This is a genomic window from Paracoccus sp. PARArs4, assembly GCF_947311865.1.
GTDB lineage: Bacteria > Pseudomonadota > Alphaproteobacteria > Rhodobacterales > Rhodobacteraceae > Paracoccus > Paracoccus zeaxanthinifaciens.
On the sequence record NZ_CAMZMW010000007.1, the window covers coordinates 108,540 to 125,260 of the forward strand.

Sequence of the window (16,721 nt, forward strand, 5' to 3'; positions counted from 1 at the left end):
GCGGTCCTGATGCCCGCCGCCGCGGCGGCGGTGGAATGCGCCCCCGGCAGTCTTGTTGTCGATACCGGTGCGGAAACACTCGGGTTTCGGGTCGAGGTCGCGGACAGCCCCGAGGAACGCGCGAAGGGCCTGATGTTCCGCAAGGAGCTGCCTGCAGGCACCGGAATGTTGTTCATTTACGAATCGCCCCAGCCGGTGTCCTTCTGGATGCGCAATACGCTGATCCCGCTGGACATGGTCTTCGCGGACGAAACCGGCGTTATCCGCCACATCCACCGCAATGCGCGCCCGCTGGACGAGACGCCCATTCCGGGCGCGCCGGTCGGCGATCCGGACCCCGACCGGCTGTTCGTCCTCGAGATCGCGGGCGGAGAAGCGGATCGCCTTGGCCTCAAGCCCGGTCAGCCGATGGCGCATCCGGGCATGGGCGACAATGCGGTCCTGGCCTGCGACTAGGTCTTTCCCTTGCCGGAACAATCGGCTAAAGCCTTCCGCAGTCGGGGCGTAGCGCAGCCTGGTAGCGCGACGGTTTTGGGTACCGTAGGTCGGAGGTTCGAATCCTCTCGCCCCGACCATCTTCCGGAAAACATTAATATTTCTTTCGACGGAACGCAGGGCGTGCCTGTTGCGTTCGGCGGCGAATGTCACGGATGATCCGCCCATGAGCCCTGAACGCAGATGTCACGCGATGCCCTTTGGTCGCACCCCGATGGGCTGGTCATGCACCGCGCGGCAGCGTAGCCTGTCCCCTGTCATATCAAGCAAGGGGCCGGCATGAGCACTTGGGCCGCAATCCTGACCGTCATCCTGACCGTCGCCGCGATGGAGCTGACGGCATACTCCGTCCATCGCTGGATCATGCATGGCCCCCTGGGCTGGGGCTGGCACAAATCGCACCACGACGAGGATCACGACCACGCGCTGGAAAAGAACGACCTCTATGGCGTCGTCTTCGCGGTAATCTCGATCGTGCTGTTCGCGATCGGTGCGATGGGGTCGGACCTGGCCTGGTGGCTGGCGGTGGGGGTCACCTGCTATGGGCTGATCTACTATTTCTTGCATGACGGCCTGGTGCATGGGCGCTGGCCGTTCCGCTATGTCCCCAAGCGCGGCTATCTTCGCCGCGTCTACCAGGCGCACCGGATGCATCACGCGGTCCATGGCCGTGAGAACTGCGTCAGCTTCGGCTTCATCTGGGCGCCCTCGGTCGACAGCCTCAAGGCTGAGCTGAAACGCTCGGGCGCGCTGCTGAAGGACCGCGAAGGGGCGGATCGCAACGCATGAGCCATGATCTGCTGATCGCGGGCGCGGGGCTGTCCGGTGCGCTGATCGCGCTTGCCGTCCGCGACCGCAGACCGGATGCGCGCATCGTGATGCTGGACGCGCGGCACGGCCCCTCGGATCAGCACACCTGGTCCTGCCACGAGACGGATCTGTCGCCCGAATGGCTGGCGCGCCTGTCGCCCATTCGTCGCGGCGAATGGGCAGATCAGGAGGTCGCGTTTCCCGACCATTCGCGCCGCCTGACGACGGGCTACGGCTCGATCGAGGCCGGCGCGCTGGTCGGGCTGCTGCAAGGTGTCGATCTGCGGTGGAATACGCATGTCGCGACGCTGGACGATACCGGCGCGACGCTGGCCGACGGCTCGCGGATCGAGGCCGCCTGCGTGATCGACGCCCGCGGTGCCGTCGAGACCCCGCACCTGACCGTGGGTTTCCAGAAATTCGTGGGCGTCGAGATCGAGACCGACGCCCCCCATGGCGTCGAGCGCCCGATGATCATGGACGCGACCGTCCCGCAGATGGACGGGTACCGCTTCATCTATCTGCTGCCCTTCAGTCCCACCCGCATCCTGATCGAGGATACGCGCTACAGCGACGGCGGCGATCTGGACGATGGCGCGCTGGCGCAGGCGTCGCTGGACTATGCCGCCAAGCGGGGCTGGACCGGGCAGGAGATGCGGCGCGAAAGGGGCATCCTGCCCATCGCGCTGGCCCATGATGCCATAGGCTTCTGGCGCGATCACGCGCAGGGGGCGGTGCCGGTCGGGCTGGGGGCAGGGCTGTTCCACCCCGTCACCGGATATTCGCTGCCCTATGCGGCGCAGGTTGCGGATGCCATCGCGGCGCGCGACCTGACGACCGCATCCGCCCGTCGCGCGGTGCGCGGCTGGGCGATCGATCGCGCAGATCGCGACCGCTTTCTGCGGCTGCTGAACCGGATGCTGTTCCGCGGCTGCCCGCCCGACCGTCGCTATCGACTGCTGCAGCGGTTCTACCGCCTGCCACAACCGCTGATCGAACGCTTCTATGCCGGGCGCCTGACATGGGCCGACCGGCTGCGCATCGTCACCGGACGCCCGCCCATTCCGCTGTCGCAGGCCGTCCGCTGCCTGCCCGAACGACCCCTGCTGCAGGAGAGAGCATGAGTTCCGCCATCGTCATCGGCGCAGGTTTCGGCGGGCTCGCGCTTGCCATCCGCCTGCAATCGGCCGGAATTGCGACCACCATCGTCGAGGCCCGCGACAAGCCCGGCGGCCGCGCCTATGTCTGGAACGATCAGGGCCACGTCTTCGATGCAGGCCCGACGGTCGTCACCGACCCCGACAGCCTGCGCGAGCTGTGGGCCCTCAGCGGCCAACCGATGGAGCGGGACGTGACGCTGCTGCCGGTTTCGCCCTTCTACCGGCTGACATGGGCGGACGGTCGCAGCTTCGAATACGTGAACGACGACGACGAGCTGATCCGCCAGATCGCCTCCTTCAATCCCGCCGATGTCGATGGCTATCGCCGCTTTCACGACTACGCCGAGGAGGTCTATCGCGAGGGATATCTGAAGCTGGGCACCACGCCCTTCCTGAAGCTTGGCCAGATGCTGAACGCGGCGCCCGCGCTGATGCGCCTGCAGGCATACCGCTCGGTCCACAGCATGGTGGCGCGCTTCATCCAGGACCCGCATCTGCGGCAGGCCTTCTCGTTCCACACGCTGCTGGTCGGCGGGAACCCGTTCTCGACCAGTTCGATCTATGCGCTGATCCACGCGCTGGAACGGCGCGGCGGCGTGTGGTTCGCCAAGGGCGGCACCAATCAGCTGGTCGCGGGCATGGTCGCCCTGTTCGAGCGTCTCGGCGGCACGCTGCTGCTGAACGCTCGCGTGACGCGGATCGACACCGAGGGCGACCGCGCCAAGGGCGTCACGCTGCTGGACGGGCGGCAGTTGCGCGCGGATACGGTCGCCAGCAACGGCGACGTGATGCACAGCTATCGCGACCTGCTGGGCCATACCCGCCGCGGGCGTACCAAGGCCGCGATCCTGAACCGGCAGCGCTGGTCGATGTCGCTGTTCGTGCTGCATTTCGGCCTGTCGAAGCGCCCCGAAAACCTGGCCCATCACAGCGTCATCTTCGGTCCGCGCTACAAGGGGCTGGTGAACGAGATCTTTAACGGGCCGCGCCTGCCGGACGATTTCTCGATGTATCTGCATTCGCCCTGCGTCACCGATCCCAGCCTGGCCCCCGAGGGGATGTCCACGCATTACGTCCTTGCGCCCGTTCCGCATCTGGGCCGCGCCGATGTCGATTGGGAAACCGAGGCCCCGGCCTATGCCGAGCGTATCTTCGACGAACTGGAGCGCCGCGCCATCCCCGACCTGCGCAAGAACCTGACGGTCAGCCGCATCTTCAGCCCCGCCGATTTCCGCACGGAACTGTCGGCCCATCACGGCAGTGCCTTCTCGGTCGAGCCGATCCTGACGCAATCCGCCTGGTTCCGCCCGCATAACCGCGACCGCGCGATCCCGAACTTCTATATCGTGGGGGCGGGCACGCATCCGGGTGCGGGCATTCCGGGCGTCGTGGGCAGCGCCAAGGCCACCGCGCAGGTGATGCTGTCGGACCTGGCCGTCGCATGACCGATCTGACGGCGACTTCCGAAGCGGCCATCGCGCAGGGTTCGCAAAGCTTCGCGCAGGCGGCGAAGCTGATGCCGCCCGGCATCCGCGAGGATACGGTCATGCTCTATGCCTGGTGCAGGCATGCGGATGACGTGATCGACGGGCAGGTGATGGGATCGGCCCCCGAGGCGGGCGGCGATCCGCAGGCGCGGCTGGACGCGCTGCGCGCCGGCACGCTGGCCGCGCTGCACGAGGACGGCCCGATGTCGCCGCCCTTCGCGGCGCTGCGCCAGGTCGCCCGGCGGCACGATTTCCCGGACCTTTGGCCGATGGACCTGATCGAGGGCTTCGCGATGGATGTCGCGGATCGCGAATACCGCAGCCTGGATGACGTGCTGGAATATTCCTATCACGTCGCGGGGGTCGTGGGCGTGATGATGGCGCGCGTGATGGGCGTGCAGGACGATGCGGTGCTGGATCGCGCCTGCGATCTGGGCCTTGCGTTCCAGCTGACGAACATCGCCCGCGACGTGATCGACGATGCTGCCATCGGGCGCTGTTATCTGCCCGCCGACTGGCTGGCCGAGGCGGGGGCGACGATTCAGGGTCCGGTGCCTTCGGATGCGCTCTATTCCGTCATCATCCGCCTGCTTGACGCCGCCGAGCCTTACTATGCCTCGGCGCGGCAGGGGCTTCCGCATCTGCCGCCGCGCTGCGCATGGTCGATCGCCGCCGCGCTGCGCATCTATCGCGCGATCGGGACGCGCATCCGGCAGGGCGGCCCCGAGGCCTATCGCCAGCGGATCAGCACGTCGAAGGCTGCCAAGATCGGGCTTCTGGCGCGCGGAGGCGTGGACGCGGCCGCATCGCGCCTGCGCGGCGGTGAAATCAGCCGCGACAGCCTGTGGACCCGACCGCGCGCCTAGGCGCTGCGGCGGATGTCATGCGGCAGGACGCGGGCCAGCAGGTCCGCGATCTGCCCGCCGCGGAACAGCCGGGTGCGCATCAGTTCGTCCAGTTGCGCACGGCTGGCGCGGTAATGCTGCGCCACGTCGCCCATCTGTCCGACCGCCATCAGGCCGCGCTTGGGGCCGGGGGCGGCAGTGTCGCGCCCCGTATCCTTGCCGGTGCTGGCCTTGTCGCCGATCACGTCCAGCAGGTCGTCATAGGACTGGAAGACCCGCCCAAGCTGACGCCCGAAGGCCATGAGCTGCTCGGTCTCGGCCTTGTCCAAGCCCTTGATGATCGACAGCATCTCGAGGCCCGCGACGAACAGCACGCCGGTCTTGAGGTCCTGTTCACGTTCGATTCCGGCGGCGTCCTTGGGGGCGTGCAGGTCCAGATCCTGCCCCGCGCACAGCCCCACCGGTCCCATCGCGCGCGACATGGATGCGACCAGCCTCGCGCGCTGATCCGGCGTCGCGCCGCGGGCCTCGCCCAGGATGCGCATCGCCTCGGTGATCAGGGCGATGCCCGCAAGCACCGCGCGCCCCTCGCCATGGGCGACATGGGTGGCGGGCTGACCGCGACGGGTCCTGGCATCGTCCATGCAGGGCATGTCGTCGAAGATCAGGGATGCGGCATGGACCATCTCGACCGCGCATGCGGCATCGACCATCGCATCGCAGACCCCGCCCGAGCTTTCGGCGACCATCAGCATCAGCACGGCGCGAAAGCGTTTGCCGGGGGACAGGGCGGCATCGCTCATGGCCGCGCCAAGCGGGGTCGAGATCGCACCGAACTGGCCCGAGATCTGCGCCAGCCTGATCTCGACCAGATCGCGTAGGGGGAATTGCTGCGTGGGCGTCATCGGTGCCTTCGTTGCGTCAGTCATGCGACCGGATCGGCAACGCCCCATGCGCCTGCCACATCGCGTCACGGGCATGGCCCGAAGACAGGTCGACGCAACCACAACAGGCGTGGCCGTTTCCGGTTCCCCCATGGTGCACGAAAAACGCGGATTCGCGCAAATGAATTAGCTCAGCCGTTCCAGCGCGATGGCCGTCGCCTCGCCCCCGCCGATGCAGACGGATGCGGCCCCGCGCGTCGCGCCCCGTGCGGCCATCGCGTTCAGCAGCGTGACCATGATCCGCGCCCCGGACGCGCCGATGGGATGCCCAAGCGCGCAGGCCCCGCCGTTGATGTTCGTGGCATCGTGGGGCAGGCCAAGTTCCTTCATCGCGATCATGGCGACGACGGCAAAGGCCTCGTTCACCTCGAACAGGTCGTAATCGCCAAGGCGGGTGTCCGTTCGGTTCAGCAGCTTGCGCATCGCGCCGATGGGGGCCGTCGGGAACAGGCCGGGACGGTCGGCATGGGTCGCGTGGCCGATGATCCGCGCGATGGGCGTCAGGCCCAGCTTCTCGGCCTGCGACTGGCGCATCATCACCAGCGCCGCCGCCCCGTCCGAGATCGACGAGCTGTTCGCCGCCGTGACCGTGCCACCGTCACGGAAAGCGGGCTTCAGATGCGGGATCTTCTCGGGGCGGGCCTTGCCGGGCATCTCGTCGGTATCGACGGTGGTCTGCACCTTGCGTGCCGTGACGGTCACGGGCGCGATTTCGGCGGCGAAGGCACCGCTGGCGATGGCATCCTGCGCGCGGGCCAGGCTGGTCAACGCATAGTCGTCCTGCGCCTCACGGGTGAAACCGTGATCGCCGGCGCAATCCTCGGCGAAGGTGCCCATCAGGCGGCCCTTGTCATAGGCGTCCTCCAAGCCGTCGAGGAACATGTGGTCCAGCACACGGTCATGGCCCATCCGCATTCCCGACCGCGCCTTGGGCAGCAGATAGGGGGCGTTCGACATGCTCTCCATCCCGCCGGCGACGACGATGCCCGCCGATCCCGCGGCGATCAGGTCATGGCCCAGCATCGCGGCCTTCATGCCCGATCCGCACATCTTGTTGATGGTGGTCGCGCCCGCCGACAGCGGCAGTCCGGCGCCAAGCGCCGCCTGACGTGCGGGTGCCTGGCCCTGGCCCGCAGGCAGGACGCAGCCCATCAGCACCTCGTCCACCATGTCGGGCGACAGGCCGTTCAGCGCGGCGCGGATCGCAGCCGCGCCAAGGGTCGGGGCATCCATAGCGGCAAGATCGCCCTGGAATGCCCCCATCGGGGTGCGCATCGCGCCGGTGATGACGATGGGGTCCATGAAACGCTCCTTCACTTGGGGGCCATGCGCAATGCGCCGTCGAGGCGGATGACCTCTCCGTTCAGCATGGGGTTCGCGATGATGTGGTGCAACAGTGCCGCGTATTCCGACGGCTCGCCCAGCCGCGAGGGGAAGGGCACGGCCGCGCCCAGGCTGTCCTGCACGTCCTGCGGCAAGCCCTCCAGCATCGGTGTGCGGAAGATGCCGGGCGCGATGGTCATGACGCGGATGCCGTGGCGCGCAAGGTCGCGGGCCATCGGCAGCGTCATGCCCGCCACGCCCGCCTTGCTGGCCGCATAGGCGACCTGTCCGATCTGTCCGTCCTGCGCCGCGATCGAGGCCGTGTTGACGATCACGCCCCGCTCGCCCTGGACGGGCTCGTTCCGGGCCATCGCCTCGGCTGCAAGGCGGGCCATGTTGAAGCTGCCGATCAGGTTGATCGTGACCGCACGGGCAAAGCTGTCCAGGCCATGCGGCCCGTCGCGGCCCAGCATCCGTTCGCCCGGCGCGATGCCCGCGCAGTTGACAAGACCGTCCAGCCTGCCGAAGCGGTCGGTCGCCAGGGCGATGGCCGCCTGCGCAGCGGTCGCGTCGGTCACATCGCAGGCCGCATGGACCGCGCCTTCAGGCGCGTCCTTCGGCTCCGCCAGATCGGCCAGCACGACCTGCGCGCCGCCCTCGGCCAGCATCCGCGCCGAGGCCGCCCCCAGACCCGATGCGGCGCCCGTGACGACAAAGACCCGTCCCTCGATTTGCATGTCTCTCCCCCCTTAGATCCTTCGCGCCATCCTAGCCTTGGGTGCATTGCAAACAATGCCACCACGCGACAGGATCGGTGATCGGTTTTGCAATGGCGGGCCATGGATCAGCATATCATCTCGGAAGGGTTCGTGCGCGATGCGCTGGTGGCGGCGGGGCAAGCCCAGCCCACGCGCATCGGGCCCGTCACCGCATCGGAATACGGCGCGCTCTGGCGCGACCTTGCGCAGCGGACAGGGTGCGAGTTCTTCGGAATGGGCGCACGCCCCATGCCGCCGGGGGCCTTCGCGATGATGGCGCATGCCGTGCTGGATGCGCCCGATCTGGGGCGCGCGATGCGTCGTGCGCTGCGGTTCATGGGGATGATGCTGACCGATCCGCAGGGGCGGCTTCTGATCGCGAACGGCCAAGCGCGGATTCTGCTGGAGGATGCCCGCGGACCCGTCGGTGCCTTTGCCGCGCGGACCTACTGGCTGATCATCCTTGGTCTGATGTGCTGGCTGGTCGGCCGCAGGCTGCCTCTGTCGCAGGTGGATTTGTCCTGCGAGGCGCCGTTGAACCGCGCCGACTATCAGCAATTCTTCGGCGCTCCGGTCCGGTTCGGTCAGGGCACGACGGTGCTGGCCTTCGACGCGCGGCACCTGGCGCTTCCGGTGATCCGGGACGCGGCCCAGTTGCGGGGGTTCCTGCAGCAGGCGCCGGCGAACCTGCTCCTCAGGTATCAGCACGATCAGGGCCTGTCGGCGCGTCTGCGCATGATGCTGCGCGATGCCGATCCTGCCGACTGGCCCGACGCGGCGGGGATCGCGCATGGCTTCGGGATATCGGCGGCGACGCTGCGGCGTCGGCTGGCGTCAGAGGGGCAGAGCCTTGCGATGATCCGCGACGATATCCGCTTCGGCCTGGCGCGCAGCTTGCTTCGCGGCCCGCATCTGCCGGTGGCCGAGATCGCATCGCGGCTGGGCTATGCCGAACCAAGCGCGTTTCATCGCGCATTCCTGAAATGGTCGGGCAGGACGCCGGACGCGTTTCGTCGGGAAGATGGTGCGGGTGAAGGGACTCGAACCCCCACGCCAAAGGCGCCAGAACCTAAATCTGGTGCGTCTACCAGTTCCGCCACACCCGCTCCGGCGGCTGCTTTAGCAAAGCCTTCGGGCGGGCGCGAGGGGTAATCTGCATCAGCGGATCACATGGGGCAGCATTTCCGGAATGTCGTCCGCGATCATGCCGGGGCCGAAATGGCGGGCCGCATCGGCATGCAGCTGCGCGCCAAGGCTTGCGGCCTCGAACGGGTCCAGCCCGCGCGCAGCCAGACCGATGACGATGCCCGCCAGCGCATCACCCGCGCCCGCCGTCGCCAGCCAGGGCAGCGCAAAGTCCGAATGGACCCCGACTCGGCCATCGGGCGCGGCGATCACCGTGTCCGGCCCCTTGAGCAGCACGGTGGCGTTCAGGCGCCTGGCCGCCAGTTGGGTGGCATCCAGTTTCGAGAATGCGGGACCGCGTTCGGGGGCCTGCTTCAACCTCTCGGCCAGGTCGGGGCAGAGGCGGGCGAACTCTCCCATATGCGGGGTCAGGATGCAGCGCGGATGGGGGGCAGGGGCGCCTTCGCGAGACAGGGCGGTCAGCGCATCGGCGTCCAGCACGCAGGGGACGTTCGATTCCAGCAGCGCGGGCAGAAGCGCCGCGGCCCTCTCGATGCCCGCCCCCGGGCCAAGCGCCACGGCGCCGACACGCCCGTCCAGCAGGTCGCGCAGGTCGGCGGCATCCTCCAAGGGCTTACGCATCAGGGCATCCGGCGGGCCGGCGTGATCCGCCATCGCATCGCGGGCAGGGCAGATGGTGACAAGGCCCGCGCCGACCCTCAGGGCCGCGCGGGCGGTCAGCCGCGCCGCGCCCGCCGCCGCCCCCGCGATGACCAGCGCCGAGCCGTGGCCGTATTTATGCGCCGCGCCCGCGCCTTCCTTGCGCAGCCAGTGGGACGTCCGGGCGCTGCGGCCCCGCAGCAGCAGGCCGCAGGAAGGCCCTGTCGCGGCAAGGCCGATATCCTCGACGAACAGTGCGCCGCAATGGGCGGGACCATCGGCGAGCAGATGTCCGGGTTTGGGTCGGTGAAAGGCCACGGTCATCGCGGCACGGGGCGCGTGATCGCCAAGCACGCGGCCACTGTCCATGCACAGCCCGCTTGGCGCGTCGATGGCGACAATATCGGGGAAATCGCGAACCTTGCGGATCAGGGTCGCAAAGACGCCCTCGGGCGCGCGGGTCAGCCCGGTGCCGAACAGTGCGTCGACCAGCAGATCCCTGGGGTCCAGGGCGTCGGGATCGAAGGGCAGGGTGGCGCCGATCGCCTGCCACCGCCGCAGCGCCGTCGACGGTTTCGGCGCGTCGCACATGACACGCACCTGCCAGCCCGCCATCTGCAGCAGCCGCGCCACGACGAAGCCGTCGCCGCCGTTGTTTCCCGGTCCGGCCAGCACGGTGACGCGGCCTGGCCGCGGCCATCGCAGCCGGATCCGACCCGCGACCGCCCGACCCGCGCGTTCCATCAATTCGTCCCCGCTGACATCGCCACTGCGCATTGCGTCGGATTCGATGGCGCGCATTTGGGCGGAGGTGAGGATTTCGGTGCCGTCCAGCATGGATAATGCCTATTAATTGTGCTGCGTGATCTAATTTTCGGCAGTTTCACCGGGCAGAACGCTTCCGCACTGTTCAGAACCCGCTGCTGCATTTACGCCTGTGATCAAACGCGCCAATCAGACTTCAGGCAAGCCGCGAGGAAGGATCAATTGCGATGAAGAAGATCGAGGCGATCATCAAGCCGTTCAAGTTGGACGATGTGAAGGAAGCGCTGCAAGAGGTCGGCGTCCAGGGTCTTTCCGTGACCGAAGTCAAGGGCTTCGGGCGTCAGAAGGGTCACACCGAACTGTATCGCGGCGCCGAATATGTCGTCGACTTCCTGCCGAAGGTGAAGATCGAGATGGTCCTGCCGGACGATCAGGTCGAAGCCGCGGTCGAGGCCATCGTCGGTGCGGCGCGCACCGAGAAGATCGGCGACGGTAAGATCTTCGTCCTGCCGGTCGAGCAGGCGATCCGCATCCGTACCGGCGAAACGGGAGACGACGCCGTCTGATCGCGGCAAGGAACCGAACTACAGACTTCCGCGCCCGGCCGCCCTGCCGCCGGGTCGCACATACGAAGAAAGGGAAGAGATGGAAATCAAGGATGTTCTCAAGCTGATCGAGGACGAGGACGTCGCCTATGTCGACGTGCGTTTCACCGATCCCAAGGGCAAGCTGCAGCACGTCACGCTGGACCGCGACCTGGTCGACGCCGACTTCTTCGAGGAAGGCTTCATGTTCGACGGCAGCTCGATCGCGGGCTGGAAGTCGATCGACCAGTCCGACATGAAGCTGATCCCGGACGTGAGCTCGGTCTACCTGGACCCGTTCTATGCCGAGAAGACGCTATGCGTGCACTGCAACGTGGTCGAGCCGGACACCGGCGAAGCCTACAGCCGCGACCCGCGCGGGACCGCGCTGAAGGCCGAGGCCTATCTGAAGTCGTCGGGCATCGGCGATGCGGCCTATTTCGGCCCCGAGGCCGAGTTCTTCCTGTTCGATGACGTGCGCTTCTCGGTCACGCCGCAGAAGGTCGCGTTCTCGATCGACGCGCTTGACGCCGCGTGGAACACCGACACCGAATACGAGATGGGCAACCAGGGTCACCGCGCCGGTCACAAGGGCGGCTACTTCCCGGTCAACCCGATCGACGCCGGCCAGGACATCCGCGGCGAGATGCTGTCGACCATGAAGCGCATGGGCATGAAGGTCGACAAGCACCACCACGAGGTTGCCAGCGCGCAGCACGAGCTGGGCCTGATCTTTGGATCGCTGACCGAGCAGGCCGACAACCTGCAGAAGTACAAGTACGTCATCCACAACGTCGCGCATGCCTATGGCAAGTCGGCGACCTTCATGCCGAAGCCCATGAAGGGCGACAACGGCTCGGGGATGCACGTCAACATGTCGATCTGGAAGGACGGCAAGCCGCTGTTCGCAGGCGACAAGTATGCCGACCTGTCGCAGGAGGCCCTGTACTTCATCGGCGGCATCCTGAAGCACGCCAAGGCGCTGAACGCCCTGACGAACCCGTCGACCAACAGCTACAAGCGTCTGATCCCGGGCTTCGAGGCCCCCGTGCTGCGCGCGTACTCGGCACGCAACCGTTCGGGCTGCGTCCGTATTCCGTGGACGGAATCGCCCAAGGCGAAGCGCGTCGAAGCCCGCTTCCCGGATCCCTCGGCCAACCCGTATCTGTGCTTCGCGGCACTGATGATGGCCGGTCTGGACGGCATCAAGAACAAGATCGATCCGGGCGCCGCTTCGGACAAGGATCTGTACGATCTGCCGCCGGAAGAACTGGCCGAGATCCCGACCGTCTGCGGCAGCCTGCGCGAAGCGCTGGAAGAGCTGGAGAAGGACATGGACTTCCTGCTGGCAGGTGACGTGTTCACCCGCGACCAGCTGGAAGGCTACATGGCGCTGAAGTGGGAAGAGGTCTACGCCTACGAACACACGCCGCATCCGGTCGAGTACCAGATGTATTACAGCTGCTGATCCGTTTTTTCGGATACGCAAGTGTCTTGGGGTGGTCCTGCCGGGCCACCCCTTTTTCATGACCTCCGATCACCCGTTCATCGCGGCCCTTCACAGAAGCGAGAGCGGTGAAACGTCTGGATTCATCTGCGCGTAGTGCAGCCCGCAAATGAGTTGAAGACACTGGAGAATGTCATGAGCATCCGCAATTTCGCCGCCATCGCGGCCACCGTCATCCTGTCGGCAGCCCCCGCGCTGGCCACGGTTCAGGGCGGCAACGGCCCCGCGCTGGTGGACGAGCGTCCGGCCACCCCCTACGAAACGGTCGAGCGACGCGCGGGCGACGTGCTGCAGCGGAAGGATCTGGTTCGCCGCCATCTGGATGCCGACGACATCATCACGGTCAGCCTGGTCCCAAGTGCGGGGCCGGTGGACTTTTCCAGCGCCAATGGCGGCTGAGGATCGGACCTGAAAAACCCCGCCGGCGATCCGGCGGGGTTTCTTCATCTCACTCGGCTGCGACTTGCGATGCGGTCGGGTAATCGACATAGCCCTCGGGGCCGCCCGCATAGAAGGTCGAGGGGTCCTGCTCGTTCAGGGCAAGCCCGTTCGCCAGACGATGCGGCAGGTCGGGCGTCGCGATGAAGTCGCGACCGAAGGCCACCGCATCGGCGCGATCCTCGGCCAGCAGCTGCGCCGCCAGCTCAGGGGTCAGCCCTTCGTTCGCGATGACCGGACCGCCGAAGGCTTCGCGGATCGCGGGCATCAGGCTGTCCTCGGCCACATGTTCGCGCAGGCACAGGAAGGCGATCCCCTTGTCCCTCATGCTGCGTGCGACGGCGGTGAACAGCGCGTGCCGGTCGCTGTCGCCCATGTCATGCCCATCCGCGCGCGGTGCCAGGTGCACACCCACGCGATCCGCACCCCAGACGTCGATCGCCGCATCCGCGATCTCGTTCAGGAAGCGCATCCGGTTCTCGATCGAGCCACCATAGCGATCCGACCGCGTATTGGTGCTGTCCTGCAGGAATTGGTCGATAAGATAACCGTTTGCGGCGTGAATCTCGACGCCGTCGAAGCCTGCGCGCAGAGCATTTTCGGCCCCTTTGCGATAGGCTTCGACGATGGCCGGAACCTCGTCGGTCTCCAGCGCGCGGGGCGTCACATAGGGGCGCTTGGGGCGCAGCAGGCTGACATGCCCGTCGGGCTGGATCGCCGAGGGTGCGACCGGCGTTTCGCCACCCAGCAGGCTGGGGTCCGAGATGCGCCCGACATGCCACAGCTGCAGGACGATCTTGCCGCCCTGCTCGTGGACAGCCTCGGTGATCTTGGACCAACCCTCGACCTGTGCGTCGTTCCAGATGCCTGGCGTCGCCTCGTAGCCGACGCCCATGGGCATCACGCTGGTGGCTTCGGTGATGATCATGCCTGCGCCCGCGCGCTGGCGGTAGTACTCGACCATCATGTCGTTGGGGATGCGATCCTGCCCGGAACGCGACCGCGTCAGGGGGGCCATGACGACGCGGTTGCGCAGGGAAATGCCGCCAAGATCAAGCGGCTCGAACATCGAGGACATGCAGCCCTCCTTTCGGTTGTTCAATGTTTTCGTCTGCCCATTCGGGCACGGGTTCCGAATTGTGAACGCCGCCGCCGCGTTTCAAGCGCGCCGCCGCGCGGTCAACTTCACGTCAACCGCGAAAACTAAGGCACATATCGCGCCCGCCGACTTCCCACCCCCCAGAAATGGCGGTATTCCAACGGCATGGATATCGTGCTGCTGACCACCTTCACCGGGTTCCTGTTCGTCTTGATCGCCGCCGCCGAGCCTTTGGCCGCGCGGCTTGCCTTGCCGTTCAGCGTGATCCTGGCGGGTATCGGCATCCTGATCGGTGGCGGCGCGACCTTCCTGCTGCGGACCGAGCTGACCGACAGCTTCAACGCGGTAGCCGAGAGCATCCTGTCCCTGCCGATCCGGTCCAGCGTCTTCATCTATGTCTTCCTGCCGATCCTGATTTTCCAGGCCACGCTGGAGATGAACATCAGGCGCATGCTGGACGACTGGGTGCCGATCCTGACGCTGGCGGTGGTCGCGGTCGTGGTGGCCACGCTGACGATCGGCTACGCGCTGTCCTGGATCGGGGGGCTGCCGCTGATGGTGGGCCTGCTGATCGGCTCGATCGTCTCGACCACGGACCCCTCGGCGGTGGTCAGCATCTTCCGCTCGATCTCGGCACCCAAGCGCCTTGCCCGCATCATCGAGGGCGAGAGCCTGCTGAACGACGCCGCGGCCATCGCGCTGTTCGGCCTGTTCATGTCCTATGTCATGCTGGGCGTCCCGAACCCCAGCCTGTCCGAGGCGCTGGAAGGGTTCCCCCAGCTGATCCTGGGCGGGATGGGCGCGGGCTGGCTGACCGCGCGGCTGGGCCTTGCGCTGATGGGCATGTTCTGGCGGTTCGAGACGGCACAGATCTCGATCTCGGTCGCTGTGCCGTATCTGGCCTATCTGGGTGCGGAACAGCTGCTGGGCGCGTCCGGCGTGATCGGCGTCGTGGTGGCGGGCCTGACGCTGAACTTCATGGGACCGGGGCGGCTGGCGCCCGCCTTCTGGACCAACATGAAAGAGGTGTGGTCGCTGCTGTCGCATTGGGCCGGCGCGCTGATCTTCATCCTGGCGGCGCTGCTGATCCCACGTCTGCTGGACGACGTGCAGCTGACCGACCTGTTCCTGGTGGGCGTGGTGGTGCTGGCGGCCTTCGTGGCGCGCGCGGCGATCCTGTTCCTGCTGCTGCCGCTGCTGACGGGGCTGAAGCTGTCGCCCAAGATCCAGCGGCCCTATCGCTATGCCATCATGTGGGGCGGATTGCGCGGCGCCGTCACGCTGGCGCTGGCGCTGGCGGTGACCGAGAACCTGCGCGTCCCTGTGGAGACGAAGCGCCTCGTCGGTATCCTTGCGACGGGCTTCGCGCTGTTCACGCTGATCGTGCAGGGGACGACCCTGCGGGCGGTGATCCGCCTGCTGGGCCTGGACAAGCTGTCGCCGCTGGACAGGGCGCTGTCGGATCAGGTCGTCGCCGTCGCCCTGCAAAGCGTGCGCGAGGATCTGCAGGGCACGACCGAGAATTACGAGCTGACGCGCGAGACCGTGCGGTCCGAGGCCAAGCGCTTTGCCGAACGGCTGGATGCCGCCGTGGACCGGGCCGAGGCCGACGGCACCGTCGAGATCCTGGACCGCGACCGCATCACCCTGGGCCTGATCGCCCTTGCGGGCCACGAACGCGAGATGATCCTGCAGCGCGTCCGCGAACGCGCGATCTCGGCCCGGCTGTCGGAACAGGCGCTGTTCGACGTGGACCGCCTGATCGAGGGCGCACGGTCCGGCGGGCGGCACGGGTATCAGCGCGCCTCGCGCGGGGCGCTGCGCTATGGGCCGAACTTCCGCCTTGCCGCCTTCCTGCACAGCCGCCTTGGCGTTTCGGGGCCGCTGGCGAACCTGACCGCCGACCGCTTCGAGACGCTGCTGGCCAAGCGCCTGATCCTGCGCGACCTGCACGGCTTCATCGACCGGCGCATCCGCCGCATCCACGGTCGCCGCGTGGCCGACCTGCTGCACGAGCTGCTGAACCGCCGGATCGAGGCCGTCGAGACCGCGCTGGACGGTCTGCGCCTGCAATATCCGGGGTACTACGAAGAGCTGGAACGCCGCTTCATCCGCCGCACTGCCCTTCGCCTGGAAGAACGCGAATACAACGCCATGCGCGAGGACGGGCTGATCGGCACCGAGGTCCATACCGAGCTGATGGCCGAGATCACGCGCCGCCGCGCCCGCGCCGAGATGCGCCCCTCACTGGACCTGGCGCTGCGCAAGAACGACCTCGTGCGGGTCTTTCCGCTGTTCTCGGACCTGGACGAATCCGAGCTGCGCCGCCTCAGCCGTGCGCTGCGGACCCGCTATGTCAATGCGGGCCATGTGATCACCCGCAAGGATCAGCCCGCGCGGTCGGTGTTCTTCGTGGCCTCGGGCGCGGTCGAGCAGGAGGTCGCGGGCCAGGTGACGCGACTGGGCCGGGGCGAGATGTTCGGCCAGCTGGGCGTGCTGACCAGCCGCCTGCGCCGGACCGAGGTGCGTGCGATCACGCCGACGACGCTGCTGGTCCTGGACGAGATCGACTTCCGCAGGCTGCTGAGGCGCAGTCCCGCGCTGCGCGATGCCGTGCGCGGCAGCGTCGCGGGCAAGACGATCGAGGCCGAGGTGCTGCAGCTGTCCGAACTGCAGGTCGATACCCCGCTTGGCGACGGCGCGGCCAAGGGCTAGACAGAT

14 protein-coding genes, 2 tRNA genes and 1 pseudogene are annotated in these 16,721 nt (G+C 67.2%); 11 read left to right on the forward strand and 6 right to left on the reverse strand.

All coding sequences use genetic code 11. The features are described from left to right. Positions 1 to 9 precede the first annotated feature (9 nt). From QMZ16_RS07755 to QMZ16_RS07780, 6 genes are all read left to right on the forward strand, one after another. Positions 10 to 456 (forward strand): DUF192 domain-containing protein, encoded by a 447-nt coding sequence (locus QMZ16_RS07755; protein WP_282602801.1) that lies wholly within the window; start codon positions 10 to 12, stop codon positions 454 to 456. Positions 457 to 498: 42 nt separating this feature from the next. Then, positions 499 to 575 (forward strand) — tRNA-Pro (locus QMZ16_RS07760). Positions 576 to 774: 199 nt separating this feature from the next. After that, positions 775 to 1,284, forward strand: a complete 510-nt coding sequence (locus tag QMZ16_RS07765; protein WP_282602802.1) for a sterol desaturase family protein — start codon at positions 775 to 777, stop codon at positions 1,282 to 1,284. Further along, positions 1,281 to 2,429, forward strand: a complete 1,149-nt coding sequence (crtY, locus tag QMZ16_RS07770) for a lycopene beta-cyclase CrtY (RefSeq protein ID WP_282602803.1) — start codon at positions 1,281 to 1,283, stop codon at positions 2,427 to 2,429. The genes QMZ16_RS07765 and crtY overlap by 4 nt, the downstream gene beginning before the upstream one ends. Next, complete coding sequence (locus tag QMZ16_RS07775; protein WP_282602804.1) at positions 2,426 to 3,910, forward strand: phytoene desaturase; 1,485 nt, start codon at positions 2,426 to 2,428, stop codon at positions 3,908 to 3,910. The genes crtY and QMZ16_RS07775 overlap by 4 nt, the downstream gene beginning before the upstream one ends. Next, positions 3,907 to 4,818, forward strand: coding sequence for a phytoene/squalene synthase family protein (locus QMZ16_RS07780; RefSeq protein WP_282602805.1), 912 nt, complete (start codon positions 3,907 to 3,909; stop codon positions 4,816 to 4,818). Before QMZ16_RS07775 ends, QMZ16_RS07780 begins: the two co-directional genes overlap by 4 nt. Here the strand turns inward: QMZ16_RS07780 and QMZ16_RS07785 are convergent. The 3 genes from QMZ16_RS07785 to QMZ16_RS07795 form a co-directional block, all read right to left on the reverse strand. After that, a complete protein-coding gene (locus tag QMZ16_RS07785) occupies positions 4,815 to 5,702 on the reverse strand; it encodes a polyprenyl synthetase family protein (protein ID WP_282602806.1) in 888 nt (295 codons plus the stop codon). The genes QMZ16_RS07780 and QMZ16_RS07785 overlap by 4 nt on opposite strands. Positions 5,703 to 5,867: 165 nt before the next feature. Next, positions 5,868 to 7,043: an acetyl-CoA C-acyltransferase gene (locus tag QMZ16_RS07790; protein WP_282602807.1), complete on the reverse strand. Its 1,176-nt coding sequence runs from the start codon at positions 7,041 to 7,043 to the stop codon at positions 5,868 to 5,870. A gap of 11 nt (positions 7,044 to 7,054) precedes the next feature. After that, complete coding sequence (locus QMZ16_RS07795; RefSeq protein ID WP_282602808.1) at positions 7,055 to 7,801, reverse strand: SDR family NAD(P)-dependent oxidoreductase; 747 nt, start codon at positions 7,799 to 7,801, stop codon at positions 7,055 to 7,057. Positions 7,802 to 7,903: 102 nt separating this feature from the next. Between QMZ16_RS07795 and QMZ16_RS07800 the strand changes: the two are divergent. After that, positions 7,904 to 8,779 (forward strand): annotated as a pseudogene (locus QMZ16_RS07800) (AraC family transcriptional regulator); the annotation flags it as partial. Positions 8,780 to 8,844: 65 nt separating this feature from the next. On the opposite strand, the gene QMZ16_RS07805 reads toward QMZ16_RS07800, so the two are convergent. Together QMZ16_RS07805 and QMZ16_RS07810 are read right to left on the reverse strand one after the other, a co-directional pair. Next, positions 8,845 to 8,928, reverse strand: a tRNA-Leu gene (locus QMZ16_RS07805). 52 nt (positions 8,929 to 8,980) lie between these two features. Next, positions 8,981 to 10,444, reverse strand: coding sequence for an NAD(P)H-hydrate dehydratase (locus QMZ16_RS07810; protein WP_282602809.1), 1,464 nt, complete (start codon positions 10,442 to 10,444; stop codon positions 8,981 to 8,983). Positions 10,445 to 10,599: 155 nt separating this feature from the next. Here QMZ16_RS07810 and QMZ16_RS07815 point away from each other — a divergent pair, with 155 nt between their 5' ends. The 3 genes from QMZ16_RS07815 to QMZ16_RS07825 all read left to right on the forward strand — a co-directional run bounded on the left by QMZ16_RS07815 (position 10,600) and on the right by QMZ16_RS07825 (position 12,862). After that, positions 10,600 to 10,938 (forward strand): P-II family nitrogen regulator, encoded by a 339-nt coding sequence (locus QMZ16_RS07815; protein ID WP_022707998.1) that lies wholly within the window; start codon positions 10,600 to 10,602, stop codon positions 10,936 to 10,938. 79 nt (positions 10,939 to 11,017) lie between these two features. After that, the gene (glnA, locus tag QMZ16_RS07820) at positions 11,018 to 12,424 is read left to right on the forward strand and encodes a type I glutamate--ammonia ligase (protein WP_282602810.1); all 1,407 of its coding nucleotides are present in this window, start codon (positions 11,018 to 11,020) and stop codon (positions 12,422 to 12,424) included. Between the two features lie 174 nt (positions 12,425 to 12,598). Continuing rightward, positions 12,599 to 12,862 carry a hypothetical protein gene (locus QMZ16_RS07825; protein ID WP_282602811.1) on the forward strand — a complete coding sequence of 88 codons (264 nt, stop codon included), beginning with the start codon at positions 12,599 to 12,601 and terminating at the stop codon, positions 12,860 to 12,862. A 49-nt stretch (positions 12,863 to 12,911) separates the two neighbouring features. On the opposite strand, the gene QMZ16_RS07830 is transcribed toward QMZ16_RS07825, so the two are convergent. After that, positions 12,912 to 13,979, reverse strand: a complete 1,068-nt coding sequence (locus tag QMZ16_RS07830; RefSeq protein ID WP_282602812.1) for an alkene reductase — start codon at positions 13,977 to 13,979, stop codon at positions 12,912 to 12,914. A gap of 186 nt (positions 13,980 to 14,165) precedes the next feature. On the opposite strand from QMZ16_RS07830, the gene QMZ16_RS07835 reads away from it, so the two are divergent. Continuing rightward, positions 14,166 to 16,715, forward strand: coding sequence for a cation:proton antiporter (locus QMZ16_RS07835; RefSeq protein WP_022707994.1), 2,550 nt, complete (start codon positions 14,166 to 14,168; stop codon positions 16,713 to 16,715). Positions 16,716 to 16,721: the final 6 nt, after the last annotated feature.